The 15,273-nt window shown below is 67.3% G+C and carries 19 protein-coding genes and 1 riboswitch; of the genes, 9 read left to right on the top strand and 10 right to left on the bottom strand.

The genetic code is table 11. From position 1 onward, the window contains the following. Nucleotide 1: 1 nt before the first annotated feature. The 7 genes from thiL to nrdR all read right to left on the bottom strand — a co-directional run bounded on the left by thiL (nucleotide 2) and on the right by nrdR (nucleotide 5,803). A complete protein-coding gene (thiL, locus tag HNP46_RS24310) occupies nucleotides 2–961 on the bottom strand; it encodes a thiamine-phosphate kinase (protein WP_184594075.1) in 960 nt (319 codons plus the stop codon). 3 nt (nucleotides 962–964) lie between these two features. Then, nucleotides 965–1,447, bottom strand: coding sequence for a transcription antitermination factor NusB (gene nusB / locus HNP46_RS24305; RefSeq protein ID WP_184594073.1), 483 nt, complete (start codon nucleotides 1,445–1,447; stop codon nucleotides 965–967). Further along, nucleotides 1,444–1,920: a 6,7-dimethyl-8-ribityllumazine synthase gene (gene ribH, locus HNP46_RS24300; RefSeq protein WP_015475395.1), complete on the bottom strand. Its 477-nt coding sequence runs from the start codon at nucleotides 1,918–1,920 to the stop codon at nucleotides 1,444–1,446. The genes nusB and ribH overlap by 4 nt, the downstream gene beginning before the upstream one ends. Before the next feature lie 97 nt (nucleotides 1,921–2,017). Continuing rightward, on the bottom strand, nucleotides 2,018–3,115 hold the full coding sequence (gene ribBA / locus HNP46_RS24295; RefSeq protein WP_184594071.1) for a bifunctional 3,4-dihydroxy-2-butanone-4-phosphate synthase/GTP cyclohydrolase II: 1,098 nt from the start codon (nucleotides 3,113–3,115) through the stop codon (nucleotides 2,018–2,020). Between the two features lie 16 nt (nucleotides 3,116–3,131). Next, the gene (locus tag HNP46_RS24290; RefSeq protein ID WP_184594069.1) at nucleotides 3,132–3,800 is read right to left on the bottom strand and encodes a riboflavin synthase; all 669 of its coding nucleotides are present in this window, start codon (nucleotides 3,798–3,800) and stop codon (nucleotides 3,132–3,134) included. Between the two features lie 156 nt (nucleotides 3,801–3,956). Next, nucleotides 3,957–4,119, bottom strand: a riboswitch (FMN riboswitch). A 122-nt stretch (nucleotides 4,120–4,241) separates the two neighbouring features. Continuing rightward, a complete protein-coding gene (gene ribD, locus HNP46_RS24285; RefSeq protein ID WP_184594067.1) occupies nucleotides 4,242–5,342 on the bottom strand; it encodes a bifunctional diaminohydroxyphosphoribosylaminopyrimidine deaminase/5-amino-6-(5-phosphoribosylamino)uracil reductase RibD in 1,101 nt (366 codons plus the stop codon). After that, nucleotides 5,339–5,803: a transcriptional regulator NrdR gene (nrdR, locus tag HNP46_RS24280; protein WP_184594065.1), complete on the bottom strand. Its 465-nt coding sequence runs from the start codon at nucleotides 5,801–5,803 to the stop codon at nucleotides 5,339–5,341. Before nrdR ends, ribD begins: the two co-directional genes overlap by 4 nt. 149 nt (nucleotides 5,804–5,952) lie before the next feature. Here nrdR and HNP46_RS24275 point away from each other — a divergent pair, with 149 nt between their 5' ends. The 3 genes from HNP46_RS24275 to trxA all read left to right on the top strand — a co-directional run bounded on the left by HNP46_RS24275 (nucleotide 5,953) and on the right by trxA (nucleotide 8,143). After that, nucleotides 5,953–6,408 (top strand): YbaY family lipoprotein, encoded by a 456-nt coding sequence (locus HNP46_RS24275; RefSeq protein WP_409372455.1) that lies wholly within the window; start codon nucleotides 5,953–5,955, stop codon nucleotides 6,406–6,408. Continuing rightward, a complete protein-coding gene (locus tag HNP46_RS24270) occupies nucleotides 6,405–7,061 on the top strand; it encodes a class I SAM-dependent methyltransferase (protein ID WP_184594061.1) in 657 nt (218 codons plus the stop codon). The genes HNP46_RS24275 and HNP46_RS24270 overlap by 4 nt, the downstream gene beginning before the upstream one ends. 212 nt (nucleotides 7,062–7,273) lie before the next feature. Beyond that, the gene (trxA, locus tag HNP46_RS24265) at nucleotides 7,274–8,143 is read left to right on the top strand and encodes a thioredoxin (RefSeq protein WP_184594059.1); all 870 of its coding nucleotides are present in this window, start codon (nucleotides 7,274–7,276) and stop codon (nucleotides 8,141–8,143) included. A gap of 430 nt (nucleotides 8,144–8,573) precedes the next feature. Here trxA and HNP46_RS24260 read toward each other — a convergent pair whose 3' ends face one another. After that, the gene (locus HNP46_RS24260) at nucleotides 8,574–8,930 is read right to left on the bottom strand and encodes a hypothetical protein (protein WP_184594056.1); all 357 of its coding nucleotides are present in this window, start codon (nucleotides 8,928–8,930) and stop codon (nucleotides 8,574–8,576) included. A gap of 130 nt (nucleotides 8,931–9,060) precedes the next feature. Between HNP46_RS24260 and HNP46_RS24255 the strand changes: the two genes are divergently transcribed. The 6 genes from HNP46_RS24255 to HNP46_RS24230 all read left to right on the top strand — a co-directional run bounded on the left by HNP46_RS24255 (nucleotide 9,061) and on the right by HNP46_RS24230 (nucleotide 13,463). Next, entirely contained in the window at nucleotides 9,061–9,642 is a 582-nt protein-coding gene (locus HNP46_RS24255; protein WP_184594054.1) for a DUF2796 domain-containing protein, read from the top strand. 16 nt (nucleotides 9,643–9,658) lie between these two features. Next, the gene (locus HNP46_RS24250) at nucleotides 9,659–10,366 is read left to right on the top strand and encodes an ABC transporter ATP-binding protein (RefSeq protein ID WP_184594052.1); all 708 of its coding nucleotides are present in this window, start codon (nucleotides 9,659–9,661) and stop codon (nucleotides 10,364–10,366) included. A gap of 2 nt (nucleotides 10,367–10,368) precedes the next feature. Continuing rightward, nucleotides 10,369–11,634 carry an ABC transporter permease gene (locus tag HNP46_RS24245; RefSeq protein ID WP_184594049.1) on the top strand — a complete coding sequence of 422 codons (1,266 nt, stop codon included), beginning with the start codon at nucleotides 10,369–10,371 and terminating at the stop codon, nucleotides 11,632–11,634. 39 nt (nucleotides 11,635–11,673) lie between these two features. Continuing rightward, nucleotides 11,674–12,192, top strand: a complete 519-nt coding sequence (locus HNP46_RS24240) for a DUF3299 domain-containing protein (protein WP_184594046.1) — start codon at nucleotides 11,674–11,676, stop codon at nucleotides 12,190–12,192. A 137-nt stretch (nucleotides 12,193–12,329) separates the two neighbouring features. Then, the gene (locus HNP46_RS24235) at nucleotides 12,330–13,049 is read left to right on the top strand and encodes an OmpW/AlkL family protein (protein ID WP_184594044.1); all 720 of its coding nucleotides are present in this window, start codon (nucleotides 12,330–12,332) and stop codon (nucleotides 13,047–13,049) included. Nucleotides 13,050–13,106: 57 nt separating this feature from the next. Continuing rightward, nucleotides 13,107–13,463 (top strand): SirB2 family protein, encoded by a 357-nt coding sequence (locus HNP46_RS24230; RefSeq protein ID WP_184594042.1) that lies wholly within the window; start codon nucleotides 13,107–13,109, stop codon nucleotides 13,461–13,463. Here HNP46_RS24230 and HNP46_RS24225 read toward each other — a convergent pair. Continuing rightward, on the bottom strand, nucleotides 13,444–14,391 hold the full coding sequence (locus HNP46_RS24225; protein ID WP_184594041.1) for an NAD-dependent epimerase/dehydratase family protein: 948 nt from the start codon (nucleotides 14,389–14,391) through the stop codon (nucleotides 13,444–13,446). The two genes, HNP46_RS24230 and HNP46_RS24225, sit on opposite strands and share 20 nt — an antisense overlap. After that, on the bottom strand, nucleotides 14,384–15,268 hold the full coding sequence (locus HNP46_RS24220; protein ID WP_184594039.1) for a sugar nucleotide-binding protein: 885 nt from the start codon (nucleotides 15,266–15,268) through the stop codon (nucleotides 14,384–14,386). The genes HNP46_RS24225 and HNP46_RS24220 overlap by 8 nt, the downstream gene beginning before the upstream one ends. Nucleotides 15,269–15,273 lie beyond the last annotated feature (5 nt).

The following is a 15,273-nucleotide window of genomic DNA, read 5'->3' as shown; positions in this document are numbered from 1 at the left end:
GTCACTCCATGAAATGCAGGTAGCCGCCCTGACGCGGCGTGATATCGACGCCCGCAGCATCTAGCACGCGCACGCCGGAACCGGTTTCCACCCTACCGACCACGCACAGTTGCGGCCAGTTCGCGGAAAGTGCCGGCAGGTGCTCGGGCGGCAGGGTGAAGGCCAGCACGTAGTCGTCGCCCGCGCCCAGCTTCTGCTGCAGGGCGCGCTCGGCGCCGAGCAGGGCTTGCAGCGCAGGACTGGCGGGCAGTTTTTCGGCCTCGACGATGAGCGCAACGCCCGAGGCGCGGGCAATGTGCCCGCAGTCGGCGAGCAGCCCATCGGAAATATCCAGCGCTGCACTGGCCTTGCCGCGCAACGCCTGGCCGAAGTCCAGCTGCGGCTGCGGCGACCAGTAGCGCGCCAGCAGCGGCTCGGCGACGGCCGGCTCGGCCGTCATCTCGCCCAGCACCAGCGGCAACGCCCCGCCCGCCTCGCCCAGCGGGCCACCGACGCAGAGCAGGTCGCCCGGCTGCGCACCGGCGCGGGTCAGCGCCTGCCCGGCGGGCACGCCGCCGAACACGGTGACAGTCATCGCCAGCGGGCCACGGGTGGTGTCGCCGCCGATCAGCGCCAGCGCACATTCCTGCGCTTTCTGGTTCAGACCACGGGCGAAGCCTTCCAGCCAGGCCGGATCGGCTTCGGGCAGGGTCAGGGCCAGGGTGAAGCCGATGGGTGATGCGCCCATGGCTGCCAGGTCGCTGGCGGACACCGCCAGGGCGCGCTGGCCGAGCAGGAAGGGATCGCAGGCGGCGGGAAAATGCACGCCGACGACCAGGGTATCGGTGGAAATGGCCAGCTGTTCGCCGGCCTTGGGCGCGAGGAGCGCGCAGTCGTCGCCGATCCCCAGGGCCACTGCCTCGCCGCCGGCCGCACAGGCGGCCGAGGCGAAGTAGCGACGGATCAGCTCGAACTCACCCATGCCTCAGCGCTTGGCGCCACGCAGTTCGGCGGCGCGCAGGCGCGGAGCGAGCTTGTCCAGCACGCCGTTGACGAACTTGTGTCCGTCGGTGGCGCCGAAGGTCTTGGCCAGCTCGATGCCTTCGTTGATGACGACCTTGTACGGCACGTCCAGGCGGTTGCGCAGCTCGTAGGTGGCCAGGCGCAGGATGGCCAGCTCCACCGGGTCGATCTCTTCCAGGGCACGGTCCAGGCAGGGAGTGAACTCCTCGTCCAGATCGGTCTTCAGGCGCGGTACGCCGTGCAGGATCTCGTGGAAGTAGGCGCCGTCGACATCGCTGAAATCGTTGTCGGTACGGAAGGTCGCCTCGATCTCGTTGAGCGGCTGGCCGGCCATCTGCCAGGAATACAGGGCCTGCACCGCGAGGCTGCGGGCCTTGCGACGCATGGCGATCTTGTTCGGCTTGGCGGGCTTGGCCGGGGTGTTGTTGCCGTCCTGGGTGCTCACTTGGCCTCCAGCTGCGACAGCAGGCTCACCATTTCCAGGGCGGACAGGGCAGCTTCGGCGCCTTTGTTGCCGGCCTTGGTGCCGGAGCGCTCGATGGCTTGTTCAATGGAGTCGACAGTCAGCACGCCGAAGGCAACCGGCACGCCGAACTGCAGGGAAACCTGCGCCAGACCCTTGGTGCACTCGCCAGCTACGTATTCGAAGTGCGGGGTGCCGCCACGGATCACCGCGCCGAGGGCGATGATGGCGTCGAACTCACCGCGCTGGGCGACTTTCTGCGCCACCAGCGGGATTTCGAAGGCGCCCGGCGCGCGGATCACGGTGATGTCGCTCTGGGCAACGCCGTGACGTACCAGCGCGTCGATGGCGCCTTCCACCAGGCTTTCCACCACGAAACTGTTGAAGCGGCCAACCACCAGGGCAAAGCGGCCTTTGGGGGCGATGAAGGTACCTTCGATGGTCTTCAGGGTCATGGACAAGTCTCACTGTTAAAGAGCCGGAGCGTCACAGTGGCGCTCCGCAAATAGGGTAGAAGAACGGCACCGCCGTGCCAGGGCACGGCGGCGAGGTTCATTCAGCGGGCAGGTATTCTACAACTTCCAGGTCGAAACCGGATATCGCATTGAAGCGCATCGGTGCCGACATCAGGCGCATCTTGCGCACGCCCAGGTCGCGCAGGATCTGCGAACCGGCACCCACGGTGCTGTAGGTGGTGGTCGGCTTCTGCGCCGGCGCCGGGGTGTTGGTGATCTCGCGCACATGCGCCAGCAGGTCGTCGCCGCCGACCTGGTGGCCCAGCAGCAGGACCACGCCGGTGCCGGCCTCGGCCACCTTGGCCATGGCCGCGCGCAGGCTCCAGCGACCCGCCTGGTTGACCATCAGCAGGTCGCGCAGCGGGTCGGGGTTGTGCACGCGCACCAGGGTCGGCTCTTCCGGGCAGACGTTGCCCAGGGTCAGCGCCAGGTGCACGTCGCCTTCCACGGAGTCGCGGTAGGTGATCAGGTTGAACTGGCCCAGCTCGGTATCCAGCGGCTGCTCGGCGAGACGCTCGACGGTGCGTTCGTGGATCAGGCGGTAGTGGATCAGGTCGGCGATGGTGCCGATCTTGATGCCGTGCTGCTGGGCGAACTCTTCCAGCTCCGGACGACGGGCCATGGTGCCGTCGTCGTTCATGATCTCGCAGATCACCCCGGACGGCTCGAAGCCGGCCATGCGCGCCAGGTCGCAGGCCGCTTCGGTGTGGCCGGCGCGGGCCAGCACGCCACCGGGCTGGGACATCAGCGGGAAGATGTGGCCAGGGCTGACGATGTCGGCGGCCACAGCGTTCTTCGCCGCGGCGGCCTGCACGGTGCGGGCGCGGTCAGCGGCGGAGATGCCGGTGGTGACGCCTTCGGCGGCCTCGATGGAAACGGTGAACTTGGTGCCGAAGCCGGAACCGTTGCGCTGCACCATCAGCGGGATGCCGAGGCGCTCGCAGCGCTCGCGGGTCATCGGCATGCAGATCAGGCCGCGGGCGAAGCGGGCCATGAAGTTGATGTCTTCGGTGCGGACACACTCGGAGGCGATGATCAGGTCGCCTTCGTTCTCGCGGTCCTCGTCATCCATGAGGATGACCATCTTGCCCTGACGCATGTCGTCGAGCAGTTCTTCAATGCTGTTGAGTGCCATACGGGGACGAGCCTTTTCAGTGTTTCATGAAGCCGTTGTCGGCCAGGAATGCTTCGGTGATGCCGCCGGAGCCGGCAACCGGGTCCGCTGCCTTGTCGCCCAGCAGCAGGCGCTCCAGGTAGCGCGCAAGCAGGTCGACTTCGAGGTTGACCAGGCGACCACCGCGGTAGTCGGCCATGATCGTCTCCTGCACGGTGTGCGGGACGATGGTCAGCTCGAACTCGGCACCGTTGACCGCGTTCACCGTCAGGCTGGTGCCGTCCACGGTGATCGAGCCCTTGAGCGCGATGTACCTGGCCAGCTCGCGCGGCGCACGCACGGTGAACTGGATGGCGCGGGCGTTTTCCTCGCGCTTGACGATCTCGCCGACGCCGTCGACGTGGCCGCTGACCAGGTGGCCGCCCAGGCGGGTGGTCGGGGTCAGGGCCTTTTCCAGGTTCACCCGACTGCCGATCTTCAACTGGGCGAAGGCGGTGCGCGCCAGGGTCTCGCGGCTGACGTCGGCCCAGAAGCCGTCGCCGGGCAATTCCACCGCGGTCAGGCAGATGCCGTTGACCGCGATGCTGTCGCCCAGCTTGACGTCGGCGAGGTCGAGCTTGCCGGTCTTCACGTACAGGCGTACGTCACCGCCTTTCGGGGTGATGGCAGCGATGCTGCCGATGGATTCGATTATGCCGGTGAACATGGGGCCTCCCGCACGGCGAAGGCCGCTGGCCGGCAGGGCCGCGTAGCCAACTGGGAAAGATGATGGTGCATGTGGCGAACTCCTGTTTGGGTTAGAAACAGGGCGTCTCGATCGAAGGGATTTCACGGGCGCGCGCAGGCACGCCCCGATGGCTCATCCCGTTCTCTCTTCATCCGGACTATGACCGTCGGCCCCGGAATCACACCGGGTCTGCTGACCCTGGCCATCCGGCGAACCGGTCTGGACAGGCGCTCGCGGGCTAGACGCATTGCGCGTCATTACCGCCGGTGGGGACTTGCACCCCGCCCTGAGAACGTCAATCGCGGTCGTTACAGCGTCGACCGCGTGTGGCGTTTTACCACAGGCCGGCGCAAGTCGGAAGCTTCCTATTGATCGCTGCGCACCCGCCGGCGAGCCCGCAATCGCAGCGCCAGCGCGCCATCACAGCGGTCGGGCGGTGACCAGCCAGTCGTCACCCACGGCGCGGATGTCGACGATTTTCAGCTCGCGGGATTCGCTCATGCGCTCCAGCGGCAGCTCGAGCAGCGGGCGCGCGGAGGAGCCGAGCAGCTTGGGCGCCATGAAGATGCTGTATTCGTCCACCAGCCCCAGGCGGGCGAAGGCGCCGGCCAGGCGCGGGCCGGCTTCCACCAGCACTTCATTGACGCCACGGCGGCCGAGTTCGGCCAGCAGCGCCATGAGGTCGACCTGGCCGTCGAGGCCGGCAAGATTCAGCAGCTCGTGGCCGACCACGGCGTAGTTGGCATCGTCCTGGGTGCTCACCACCAGCGCCGGGCCGGCCTGGAAGAAGGTGGCGGTCAGCGGCACGCGCAGGCGGCCGTCGATCAGCACGCGCAACGGCTGGCGCTGGGAGGCCAGCTCGGTTTGTTCGGCATCCAGGCCCAGCTCATCCGCGCGCACGGTGAGGCGGGCGTCGTCGGTCAGCACGGTATCGGCGCCGGAGAGCACTACGCTGGACTGCGCACGCAGGCGCTGCACGGCACGGCGCGCGGCCGGGCCGGTGATCCACTGGCTCTCGCCGCTGGCCATCGCGGTGCGGCCGTCCAGGCTCATCGCCAGCTTGACGCGGACGAAGGGCAGACCGGTTTCCATGCGTTTGAGGAAGCCAACGTTGAGCCCGCGGGCTTCATTCTCCAGCACGCCGCTGCGGGTCTCGATACCGGCTTCGTCGATGCGCCGCATGCCGCTGCCGGCGACCTGCGGATTCGGGTCCTGCATGGCCGCGACCACGCGGGCGAGGCCGGCACCGACCAGCGCATCGGCGCAGGGCGGCGTGCGGCCGAAGTGGCTGCAGGGTTCCAGGGTGACGTAGGCGGTGGCGCCACGGGCCTTGTCGCCGGCCTGGCGCAGGGCGTGGACTTCCGCGTGGGGCTCGCCGGCGCGTACGTGCCAGCCTTCGCCGACTACCTCGCCGTCACGGACGATGACGCAGCCGACGCGGGGATTGGGATGGGTGGTGTACCAGCCCTTGCGCGCCAGTTCGATGGCGCGGGCCATCCACAGCTCGTCCACCTCATTCATCCTTTCGACGGCTCGCGGGCCAGGCGTTCGATTTCCTCGCGGAACTCGTTGAGGTCCTGGAAGCGGCGATATACCGAGGCGAAACGGATGTAGGCGACTTCATCGAGCTTCTGCAGCTCGGCCATCACCAGTTCGCCCAGCACCCGCGACTTGATCTCGCGCTCGCCGGTTGCGCGCAGCTTGTGCTTGATGTGCGCCAGCGCCTCTTCCAGCCGCTCGATGCTCACCGGGCGCTTCTCCAGCGCGCGCTGCATGCCGGCACGCAGCTTGTCCTCGTCGAAGGGCTGGCGGCTGCCGTCCTGCTTGATCAGCCGCGGCATCACCAGCTCGGCGGTCTCGAAGGTGGTGAAACGCTCGCCGCAGGCCAGGCACTCGCGGCGCCGGCGAACCTGGTCGCCCTCGGCGACCAGGCGCGAATCGATGACTTTGGTGTCGTGGGCGCCGCAGAAAGGACAGTGCATGGCGAGTCTTGGGCTGTCTTGTCGAAGGAAGGAGTAAGAGGCTCATGGTAGCGCATCGTCTGGCCGAATAAACCCCGCTCCCACGAGACAGGCCGCAGGCATTAGGCTATACAGGCGCCCGCCTGGAACCTGCCGCGATGGAGTCCGCCATGTTCGCCCGCCTGCTCTGCCTGTCCCTCCCCCTGCTGCTGGCCGCCTGCGCCAGCGAGAAACCCGCGCCGGTTACCCAGCCGGTCGCCGTCACGAAGAAAGCCACGTCCGCGCTGGACGAACCGGTGCCGGCGCACCTGCGCGCCCTTACCGGCCAGCTCAGCAGCGCCCAGGGCTTCCTGCCGGCGGGCAGCGAAGTGGAGCTGGCGCTGCTGGTGATCGACCAGCGCGACCGTCCGCAGCAGCTGCTTTCCAGCGAGAAGTTCACCGCCACCGGCCAGGCCCTGCCGTTCCGCGTGGTGTTCAACCCGCAATCCTTTCCCTCCGGTGCCCGCGTCGAGTTGCACGGCCGCGTCTCGCAGTCCGGCCAGTTGGCCTGGCGCCTGTCGCCCATCCGCATCACCCAGCCGGACAACCGCGCCCTGGGCGAACTGCGCCTGGAGCGCGCGCCGTGACGCCACCGCTGTCCCTGCAGAAAGCCCTGGGTGAGCTGCTCGGCGACGCGCGCCTGAGCGCCGAGGCCCTGCCCGGCACCGACATCCGCCTGTGGCTGATCGATGCGCAGAACATGGATCGCGAATTCAGCCCCGACGAGACCCGGCGCATCCTCGAAGACCCACCCTACTGGTGCTTCTGCTGGGCCAGCGGCCTGGTACTCGCCCACTGGCTGGCGGAGCAGCCCGACTGGGTACGCGGCAAGCGCGTACTGGATTTCGGCGCGGGATCAGGGATAGCCGCCATCGCCGCGGCCAAGGCCGGCGCCGCCGAAGTGGTGGCCTGCGACCTCGACCCGCTGGCGCTGGACGCCTGCCGTGCCAACGCCGAGCTGAACGGCGTGGAGCTGAGTTATTCGGCGGACTTCTTCCAGGAAGAGGACCGCTTCGACCTGATCATCGTCGCCGACGTGCTCTACGACCGCGCCAACCTGCCGCTGCTGGACGAATTCCTCAGCCGTGGCCGCGAAGCGCTGGTGGCCGATTCACGGGTCCGCGACTTCAGCCATCCGCTGTACCAGCGCCTGGGGATTCTCGACGGCTGTACCTGGCCGGACCTGGCCGAGCCGGCCGAATTCCGCCATGTGAGCCTGTATCACGCCATTCGCGCGTGACGTTCTCGCAGGGCGCTTTTTCGCAGGATGGCGTGGAGCGCAGCGATACCCATCGACCGCCGCGCCGACAGCATGGTATCGCCTAGGCTCCACCCATCCTACGTCCGCGCTCTGCTCATACCCGGTGCCAGCCGTGAGGTTGTTTCCGTCCAGGCGCGCCCCCACTTATAGTGGCAACCACCTTCATCGCCCCACTCGATTCGAGATTTCCCATGAGCGATACGCCCTACATCTTCGACGCCAGCATCGCCAACTTCGATCAGGTCGTCATCGAGAACTCCTTCCACAAGCCGGTCCTGGTGGACTTCTGGGCCGACTGGTGCGCGCCCTGCAAGGCGCTGATGCCGCTGCTGGCGCAGATCACCGAGTCCTACCAGGGCGAGCTGCTGCTGGCCAAGGTCAACTGCGACGTCGAGCAGGACATCGTGATGCGCTTCGGCATCCGCAGCCTGCCCACCGTGGTGTTGTTCAAGGACGGCCAGCCGGTGGATGGTTTCGCCGGTGCGCAGCCCGAATCGGCGATCCGCCAGACGCTCGAACAGCACGTCCAGCCGCCCGCCCCGGCCGCTGGCAACCCGCTGGAACTGGCGCAGGCTGCGTTCAACGAAGGCCGCTTCGCCGAAGCCGAGGCGCAACTCAAGGCACTGCTGGGCGAGGACAACAGCAACGCCGCGGCACTGATCCTCTACGCCCGCTGCCTCGCCGAGCGCGGCGAGCTGGGTGAAGCCGAGACCGTGCTCGATGCGGTGAAGAGCGACGACCACAAGCAGGCGCTGGCCGCCGCCAAGGCCCAGCTGACCTTCCTGCGCCAGGCTGCCGACCTGCCCGACGCCGCCACGCTGAAGACCCGCCTGGCCGCCGGCGCCAACGACGACGAAGCCACCTACCAGCTGGCCGTCCAGCAACTGGCCCGCCAGCAGTACGAGGCAGCGCTGGACGCCCTGCTCAAGCTGTTCGTGCGCAACCGCAGCTACGGCGAAGACCTGCCGCGCAAGACGCTGGTCCAGGTGTTCGACCTGCTGGGCAACGACCACCCGCTGGTGATCGCCTACCGGCGCAAGCTGGCGAACCTGCTGTATTGATCGACAAGGGCGCCGCGAGGCGCCCTTTTTTCTTTGTGGCGAGTGCCTTCGCCTGGATAGATCCGTGCCGGTGTCTCCCTCAACCCGGTCCTGAGGGAGAGGGGGCAGACCGTCCGACTGGCACCGTGGTCTCACCCTGCTCCGACCAGTCCCCTCTCCCCCTGGGAGAGGGTTAGGGTGAGGGCCGAACCGAGCGAAGAACCACCCGACTCCGCAGAGCAGATGGCGCTGGCGCGTATGCGCCGGAGCAGACTGTAGGAGCGAGCTTGCTCGCGAACCCGGCCCCGCTGCGAGGCGATTCGCGAGCAAGCTCGCTCCTACAAAGACTCCGTAATCGCGTAGGGCGCATAACCTGGAACAGGTTATCCGCCACAAACCCTGCGGCGGATAGCGCTGGCGCGTTATGCGCCCTACCAGAGCATCCCCTGGGCTATTGCTCCGCCACCCAGTTGAACACCTGCACGCCGTCGCGCACCTCGATCTTCACCTTCGGACTGTGCCGCAGGCGCACCAGCAAGCCCTTCGCCGCGCCCGAGCTGCCCGCCAGTGCGGCCAGTTCGTCCAGCAGCTGCGGCCCGTCGCTGCTGCCGCTGCGACGCAACAGGTCCTGCGCGGCCAGCCACAGCTGATCCAACGGTCCGCTGGACACCGGCGCAGGCGTGGCAGCGGCCACCGGCGCCACTGCAGTGGCCGGCAGGTTCTGCGCCAGCTTCGCCCAGTCGGCGTCGTCCATTTCTACGCAGAGGTCCACCGGCCAGTCGCCGATGGTGCCCTTGATTCTCAGCATCGCCCTTCTCCTCGCGGCCTTTCGCGCATGCTCCCACGCCCTCGCCACGACGCCAAATGCGGCTTAAGCTGGCGTTAATTTTCAACCTGTTATAACGTAACAAAATCATTCATTGGTCCGGAGTTTCCCCATGCGCCCCCTGCTCCTCGCTGTCGCCCTGCTGCCGCTGGCCGCCCAAGCCCACGACGAACATGAACACGGCAGCCTCGGCAAGCACGAGCATGGCGTCGCCCAGCTCAACGTCGCCCTTGATGGCAAGACCCTGGAGCTGGAGATGGACAGCCCGGCGATGAACTTCGTCGGCTTCGAGCACGCCGCCACCAGCGAGGCCGACAAGGCCACGGTCGCCACCGTCCAGGCCCAGCTCAAGCAGCCGCTGCAACTGCTCAACCTGCCCGCCTCGGCCCAGTGCAGCGTGCAGTCGGTGGAGCTGTCCAGCCCGTTGTTCGGCGACGCGGCCAAGGCCGACGACGACGACCATGATCACGAGCACACCGACGGCGACCACGACGAGCACGAAGGCCACCACCACGCCGACATCGACGCCCACTACCAGCTGACCTGCGCCCAGCCGCAGGATCTCGCCAGCCTCGATTTCGCGCCGCTGTTCAAACGCTTCCCGGCCACTCAGAAGATTCAGGTACAACTGATCGGCCCAAGCGGCCAGCAAGGTGCAGAATTGACCGCTGCCAACCCGACCCTGAAATTCTGACTCCCGACCCGTTGAAATGACCGCACTGCTCGAACTCGACAACCTCGGTTTCGCCTGGCCCCGCCAGGCGGAACTGCTGGACATCCCCGCCTTCACCCTGGCCCGTGGCGAAACCCTGTTCCTCAAGGGCCCGTCCGGCAGCGGCAAGACCACCCTGCTCGGCCTGCTCGGCGGCGTGCAGCGCCCGCAGCGCGGCAGCGTGAAGCTGCTGGGCGAGGACATCGCACAGATGAAGTCGGCGCGCCGCGATCATTTTCGCGTCGACCACACCGGCTACATCTTCCAGCAGTTCAATCTGCTGCCGTTTCTCTCGGTGCGCGAGAACGTCGAGCTGCCCTGTCATTTCTCCCGCAGCCGCGCCGAGCGCGCGACCCTGCGCCACGGCAGCGTGGCCAAGGCCGCCGAGGCGCTGCTGAAGCACCTGGGCCTGGGCGATGCGACGTTGATCGAACGCCGCGCCGACAGCCTGTCCATCGGCCAGCAGCAGCGCGTAGCCGCCGCCCGTGCGCTGATCGGCCAGCCGGAACTGGTGATCGCCGACGAACCCACCTCGGCGCTGGACGCCGACGCCCGCCAGGCCTTCCTGGAGCTGCTGTTCGCCGAATGCCGCGAGGCCGGAGCCAGCCTGCTGTTCGTCAGCCATGACCAGAGCCTGGCGCCGCTGTTCGACCGCAGCGTCTCGCTCGCCGACCTCAACCGCGCCGCCCGCGCTCCGGGAATCTGAGCATGTACCTGTTGCGCCTGGCACTGGCCAGCCTGTCCAACCGCCGTTTCACCGCCCTGCTGACGATCTTCGCCATCGCCCTCTCCGCCTGCCTGCTGCTGGCGGTGGAGCGCGTGCGCACCGAGGCCAAGGCCAGTTTCGCCAGCACCATTTCCGGCACCGACCTGATCGTCGGCGCGCGTTCGGGCTCGGTGAACCTGCTGCTCTACTCGGTGTTCCGCATCGGCAACGCCACCAACAACATCCGCTGGGAAAGCTACGAGACGGTCACCCACAGCCCGCTGGTGAAGTGGGCGATCCCGATTTCCCTGGGCGACTCGCACCGCGGCTACCGCGTCATGGGTACCGACACCGGCTATTTCGAGCACTACCGCTTCGGTCGCGGGCAGACCCTGGAACTGGCCGAGGGCCGGCCGTTCGGCCAGGACCTGTTCGACGTGGTGCTCGGCGCCGAAGTCGCGCAGGCCCTGCACTACAAGCTGGGTGACAGCATCGTCCTGGCCCACGGCGTCAGCACCATCAGCCTGGTCAAGCACGACGACAAGCCTTTCACCGTGGTTGGCATCCTCAAGCGCACCGGCACGCCGGTGGACCGCACCCTGCACATCTCGCTGCAGGGTATGGAAGCGCTGCATGTCGACTGGAAGAACGGCGTCCCCGCCCGTGGTGCCGACCGCATCAGCGAGGACCAGGCGCGCAGCATGGACCTGCAGCCCAAGGCGATCACCGCCTTCCTGCTGGGCCTCAAGAGCAAGGTGGCGACCTTCACCCTGCAGCGGCAGATCAACGAATACGACGGCGAGCCGCTGATGGCGATCCTGCCGGGCGTGGCGCTGCAGGAGCTGTGGGGGCTGATGGGCACGGCGGAGAAAGCGCTGTTCGTGGTCTCGCTGTTCGTCGTGCTGACCGGCCTGATCGGCATGCTCACGGCGATCCTCACCAGCCTCAACGAACGCCGCCGCGAAATGGCCATCCTGCGCTCGGTGGGCGCAAGGCCCTGGCACATCTTCGGCCTGCTGGTGGCCGAGGCCTTCGCCCTGGCCCTGGCGGGCGTGGCATTGGGCGTCGGGCTGCTCTACGCCGGCATCGCCGGCAGCCAGGCCTACGTGCAGGCGAACTACGGCATCTTCCTGCCCCTGGCGCTGCCCAGCGCCTATGAATGGTCACTGCTGGGCGGCATACTCCTGGCCGCGTTGCTGATCGGCTGTGTGCCGGCCTGGCGCGCCTATCGGCAGTCCCTGGCCGATGGCCTGTCGATCCGTCTCTGAGCCAGCCCCCTGCGAGCCAGCCCAATGAAAGAAAACCTCATGCGCCGCCTGCTGTTTCTCCTGCTGATGCTCACCAGCGCCGCCGTCTGGGCAGCGCCGCGCGAGCTGACCTGGCCCGAGCTGATCCCCGAGGGCGCGCCGCCGCCCCCGCCGCCGGTGCCGCTGCACGACATGTCCAAGCTCTCCGATGTACTCAATTCGGAGAGTGGCCCGGCAGTGAAGCAGCAGATACCCAACGCCCCAGTGGTCCAGCAGCTGGACGGCCAGGAAGTGAAGATGCCGGGCTACATCGTGCCCCTGGAAGTCGAGGAAGACGGCCAGACGGTGCGCGACTTCCTGCTGGTGCCCTATTACGGTGCCTGCATCCACGTCCCAGCACCGCCGTCGAACCAGATCGTCTATGTTCGAGGCGGCAAGGGCGTAAAAGTGGACGAGCTCTACCAGCCGTTCTGGATCATCGGCAGGCTGAGCGTGAAGGCGGTGGAAAGCGACCTCGCCGACGCCGGCTACCAGATACAGGCCAGTAGCATCGAACCCTACGAATACACCGGGCAGTGATCGGCCGCGGCGCTTTGCCGCACCCCGGATTCCCACAAAGCCTGAGGGCTTTATTGAGCCAGGTCAAAAGAGCGCTTTTAGCGCTCTCTACTATTCTGAGCACCAACACTTATACCAAAGAGATATTGGAGCTCATCATGCGTAAGTCCTGGCTCACCGCCTCGCTTCTCTCCCTCGCCGTCGCAGCGCCGATCGCAGCCCAGGCCGCCGACATCCGCGGCCACCAGGCTGGCGACTTCATCGTGCGTGGCGGTATCGCCACCGTAGCGCCGGATGACAGCAGCGGTAACGTCAAGCTCGACGGCACCAAGGTCAGCGGCACCAAGGCCACCGTCGACAGCGACACCCAGCTGGGCCTGACCTTCAGCTACCTGCTCACCGACAAGATCGGTATCGAGCTGGTCGCCGCTACCCCGTTCAAGCACCAGGTCGACGTCAAGGGCCTGAACAAGGCCACCGGCCTGAGCGGCCTGGACGGCAAGCTGGCCGACATCAAGCAGCTGCCGCCCACCGTGCTGCTGCAGTACTACCCCATGGGTGGTACCAGCTCCGCCTTCCAGCCCTACGGCGGCCTGGGTATCAACTACACCACCTTCTTCGACGAAGACCTGGCCAGCAACCGCAAGGACCAGGGCTTCAGCAACCTGAAGCTGCAGGATTCCTGGGGCCTGGCCGCCGAACTGGGCATGGACTACATGCTCAACGAGCATGCCTTCGTCAACGCCGCGGTCTGGTACATGGACATCGACACCAAGGCCAGCGTCAACGGTCCGTCCGCCCTGGGCGTGCAGAAGACCAAAGTCAACGTTGACGTCGACCCCTGGGTTTACATGGTGGGTTTCGGCTACCGTTTCTGACGGAGCAAACGTGAAAAGGCGCCCAAGGGCGCCTTTTTTCATTGTCAGGGAACCGCTATGTACCTCGAACTCAAAGCACTGCACGTCAGCCTCGCCATCATCAGCACCGTGCTCTTCCTGCTGAGACTGGGCCTGAGCTGGTGGGGCAAGCGCCCCTCGGGCTGGCAGCGCGGCCTGCCCCATCTGATCGATACCCTGCTGCTGCTCAGCGCCCTGGGCCTGGTGCACCTGGCGATGCCCTGGCCGTTGCCGGTGTGGCTGCAGGTGAAGATCGGCCTGCTGGTGCTCTACATCGTGCTGGCGGCGTTCGCCCTGCGCAGCGCCTCGAAGCCGCTCAAGGCGCTGCTCAGCGCGCTGGCCCTGGGAGCGCTGGCCAGCGTCTTCTACCTCGCAGTCAACAAACCCTGGTGGTGATCAGCTGGGCCAGGCCTTCGGCCAGCGGCGTGGGCGCATCCAGGCTGTAGCGCTGCTGCAGGCGGCGGTTGTCGGCGCGGGAGTGGCGGATGTCGCCATGGCGCGCCGGCTGGTAGGTGATCGGCGGCAGGCCGCCGGTGAGCTTGCCGATCTCGGCCAGCAACTGGTTGAGGCTGGTGGACTGGTCGAGGCCGACGTTGATCGCCGACTCGGCCACTTCATCGGCCAGCAGCGCGGTCACCAGCAGCTTCACCAGGTCGCCGACAAAGATGAAGTCACGGGTCTGCTCGCCATCGCCGAACACGATGATCGGCAGGCCCTGCTCGGCGCGCCGGGCGAAGATGCTGATCACCCCGGAATACGGCGAGGACGGGTCCTGGCGCGGGCCGTAGACGTTGAAGAAGCGGAAGATCGCCGGTTCCAGCGCGTGCTCGCGGCGATAGAAGTCCAGGTAGTACTCGCTGGCCAGCTTGTCCGCGGCGTAGGGCGTCAGCGGCGCCTTCACCACGTCCTCGTCGATGGCGCTGCCTTCGCCGTTCTGCCCGTAGACCGCCGCACTGGAGGCGAACAGCACCCGGTGGATGCCCTCCTGGCGCATGGCTTCGCAGAGGTTCAGGGTGCCGATGAAGTTGGCGCGGTGGGTGCCGACCGGGTCCTCCACCGAAGCCTGCACCGAAGCGATGGCCGCCAGGTGCACGACACCCTGGCAGCCGCTCACCGCGCCGCGTAGCGCGGCTGCATCGGCGACGTCGCCGACGATCAGCTCGACGCGGGGATCGAGGTTCTCGCGCTTGCCGGTGGACAGGTCGTCCAGCACGCGCACGGCAAAACCCTGCGCCAGCAGCGCATCCGCCAGGTGGGAACCGATGAACCCCGCGCCGCCAGTGATGAGGACGGGCTGCGCGGAAGGGGAGAGACGATCAGACATGGCGGTAGTAACGGTCCAGCAGGGCGGGCAGGCCGGCACGCCAGGCGCGCGGCTTGATACCGAAGGTGTGGAGGATCTTCTTGCAGGCGAGCACCGCGTGCTGCGGTTCGTCGCCGGCATCCGGGCGCGCGGCGTGGGCCTGCGGGCTCGGTTCCTGGACGGCCAGGGCACGGAAGGCGCGGGCCTCGCCGAGCACTACCTGGCCCAGGGACAGGGTGGTAGTCGCCTCCAGGCCGCCGTAATGGTACGTGCCCCACAGCGGCGCCTGGCAGTCCAGCTGCTTGAGCACGGAGAGGATCACCCGCGCGGCGTCGTCCACCGGCGTCGGGTTGCCGCGCCGGTCGTCGGCGAGGAACAGCACCTGCTCCTTCTCGGCACGTTCGAGGAAGCGCCCGAGCACACCGTTGCTGCTGTCATCCAGCAGCCAGCCGAAACGCAGCAGCACGTGACGCGGACAGGTCGCCCGCACCCACTGCTCCATGCGCCACAGCGCCTGGCCACGGGGGCCCAGCGGCAGCGGCTCGTCCTTCTCGCTGTAGGCGGTGGCGCGGGCGCCATCGAAGATGCGGTAGCTGGAGGGCTGGATCAGCAGGATTTCGTGGTGCTGGCAGAGTTCGGCCAGGCGCTCCACCGCGCGCTCCTGGCTGGCCAGGCGGGCGGCATCGACGGCCTCGGCCTGGAACCAGTCGTAGTAGTAGGCGAGGTTGATCACCGCGTCGGGGCGGGTTTCGTCCAGCAGGACGGTGAGGCTGGAAGCGTCCCAGCCCTCTTCGGGCGGCCGGGGGGCGAGGAAGCCAATGTCCTCCTCGGCGCCAAGGCGGATCAGCGCCTGTCCAAGGGCATTACCGCCACCCAACAGCATCAGGCGCATGCGCATATTCT

This window comes from Pseudomonas nitroreducens (assembly GCF_014204515.1).
Taxonomy (GTDB): Bacteria; Pseudomonadota; Gammaproteobacteria; order Pseudomonadales; family Pseudomonadaceae; genus Pseudomonas; species Pseudomonas nitritireducens_A.
The sequence above is the reverse complement of the archived record's forward strand: the minus strand, read 5'-3'. Positions and strand labels throughout refer to the sequence as shown.

Coding starts and splice junctions, on each gene's coding strand:
- HNP46_RS24255 (WP_184594054.1), top strand. CDS start 9,061: ATGCGCCCCCTGCTCCTCGCTGTCGCCCTGCTGCCGCTGGCCGCCCAA.
- ribBA (WP_184594071.1), bottom strand. CDS start 3,115: ATGGCACTCAACAGCATTGAAGAACTGCTCGACGACATGCGTCAGGGC.
- ribH (WP_015475395.1), bottom strand. CDS start 1,920: ATGACCCTGAAGACCATCGAAGGTACCTTCATCGCCCCCAAAGGCCGC.
- HNP46_RS24260 (WP_184594056.1), bottom strand. CDS start 8,930: ATGCTGAGAATCAAGGGCACCATCGGCGACTGGCCGGTGGACCTCTGC.
- HNP46_RS24245 (WP_184594049.1), top strand. CDS start 10,369: ATGTACCTGTTGCGCCTGGCACTGGCCAGCCTGTCCAACCGCCGTTTC.
- HNP46_RS24290 (WP_184594069.1), bottom strand. CDS start 3,800: ATGTTCACCGGCATAATCGAATCCATCGGCAGCATCGCTGCCATCACC.
- HNP46_RS24220 (WP_184594039.1), bottom strand. CDS start 15,268: ATGCGCATGCGCCTGATGCTGTTGGGTGGCGGTAATGCCCTTGGACAG.
- ribD (WP_184594067.1), bottom strand. CDS start 5,342: ATGAATGAGGTGGACGAGCTGTGGATGGCCCGCGCCATCGAACTGGCG.
- thiL (WP_184594075.1), bottom strand. CDS start 961: ATGGGTGAGTTCGAGCTGATCCGTCGCTACTTCGCCTCGGCCGCCTGT.
- HNP46_RS24235 (WP_184594044.1), top strand. CDS start 12,330: ATGCGTAAGTCCTGGCTCACCGCCTCGCTTCTCTCCCTCGCCGTCGCA.
- HNP46_RS24275 (WP_409372455.1), top strand. CDS start 5,953: ATGTTCGCCCGCCTGCTCTGCCTGTCCCTCCCCCTGCTGCTGGCCGCC.
- HNP46_RS24250 (WP_184594052.1), top strand. CDS start 9,659: ATGACCGCACTGCTCGAACTCGACAACCTCGGTTTCGCCTGGCCCCGC.
- HNP46_RS24230 (WP_184594042.1), top strand. CDS start 13,107: ATGTACCTCGAACTCAAAGCACTGCACGTCAGCCTCGCCATCATCAGC.
- HNP46_RS24240 (WP_184594046.1), top strand. CDS start 11,674: ATGCGCCGCCTGCTGTTTCTCCTGCTGATGCTCACCAGCGCCGCCGTC.
- HNP46_RS24225 (WP_184594041.1), bottom strand. CDS start 14,391: ATGTCTGATCGTCTCTCCCCTTCCGCGCAGCCCGTCCTCATCACTGGC.
- nrdR (WP_184594065.1), bottom strand. CDS start 5,803: ATGCACTGTCCTTTCTGCGGCGCCCACGACACCAAAGTCATCGATTCG.
- trxA (WP_184594059.1), top strand. CDS start 7,274: ATGAGCGATACGCCCTACATCTTCGACGCCAGCATCGCCAACTTCGAT.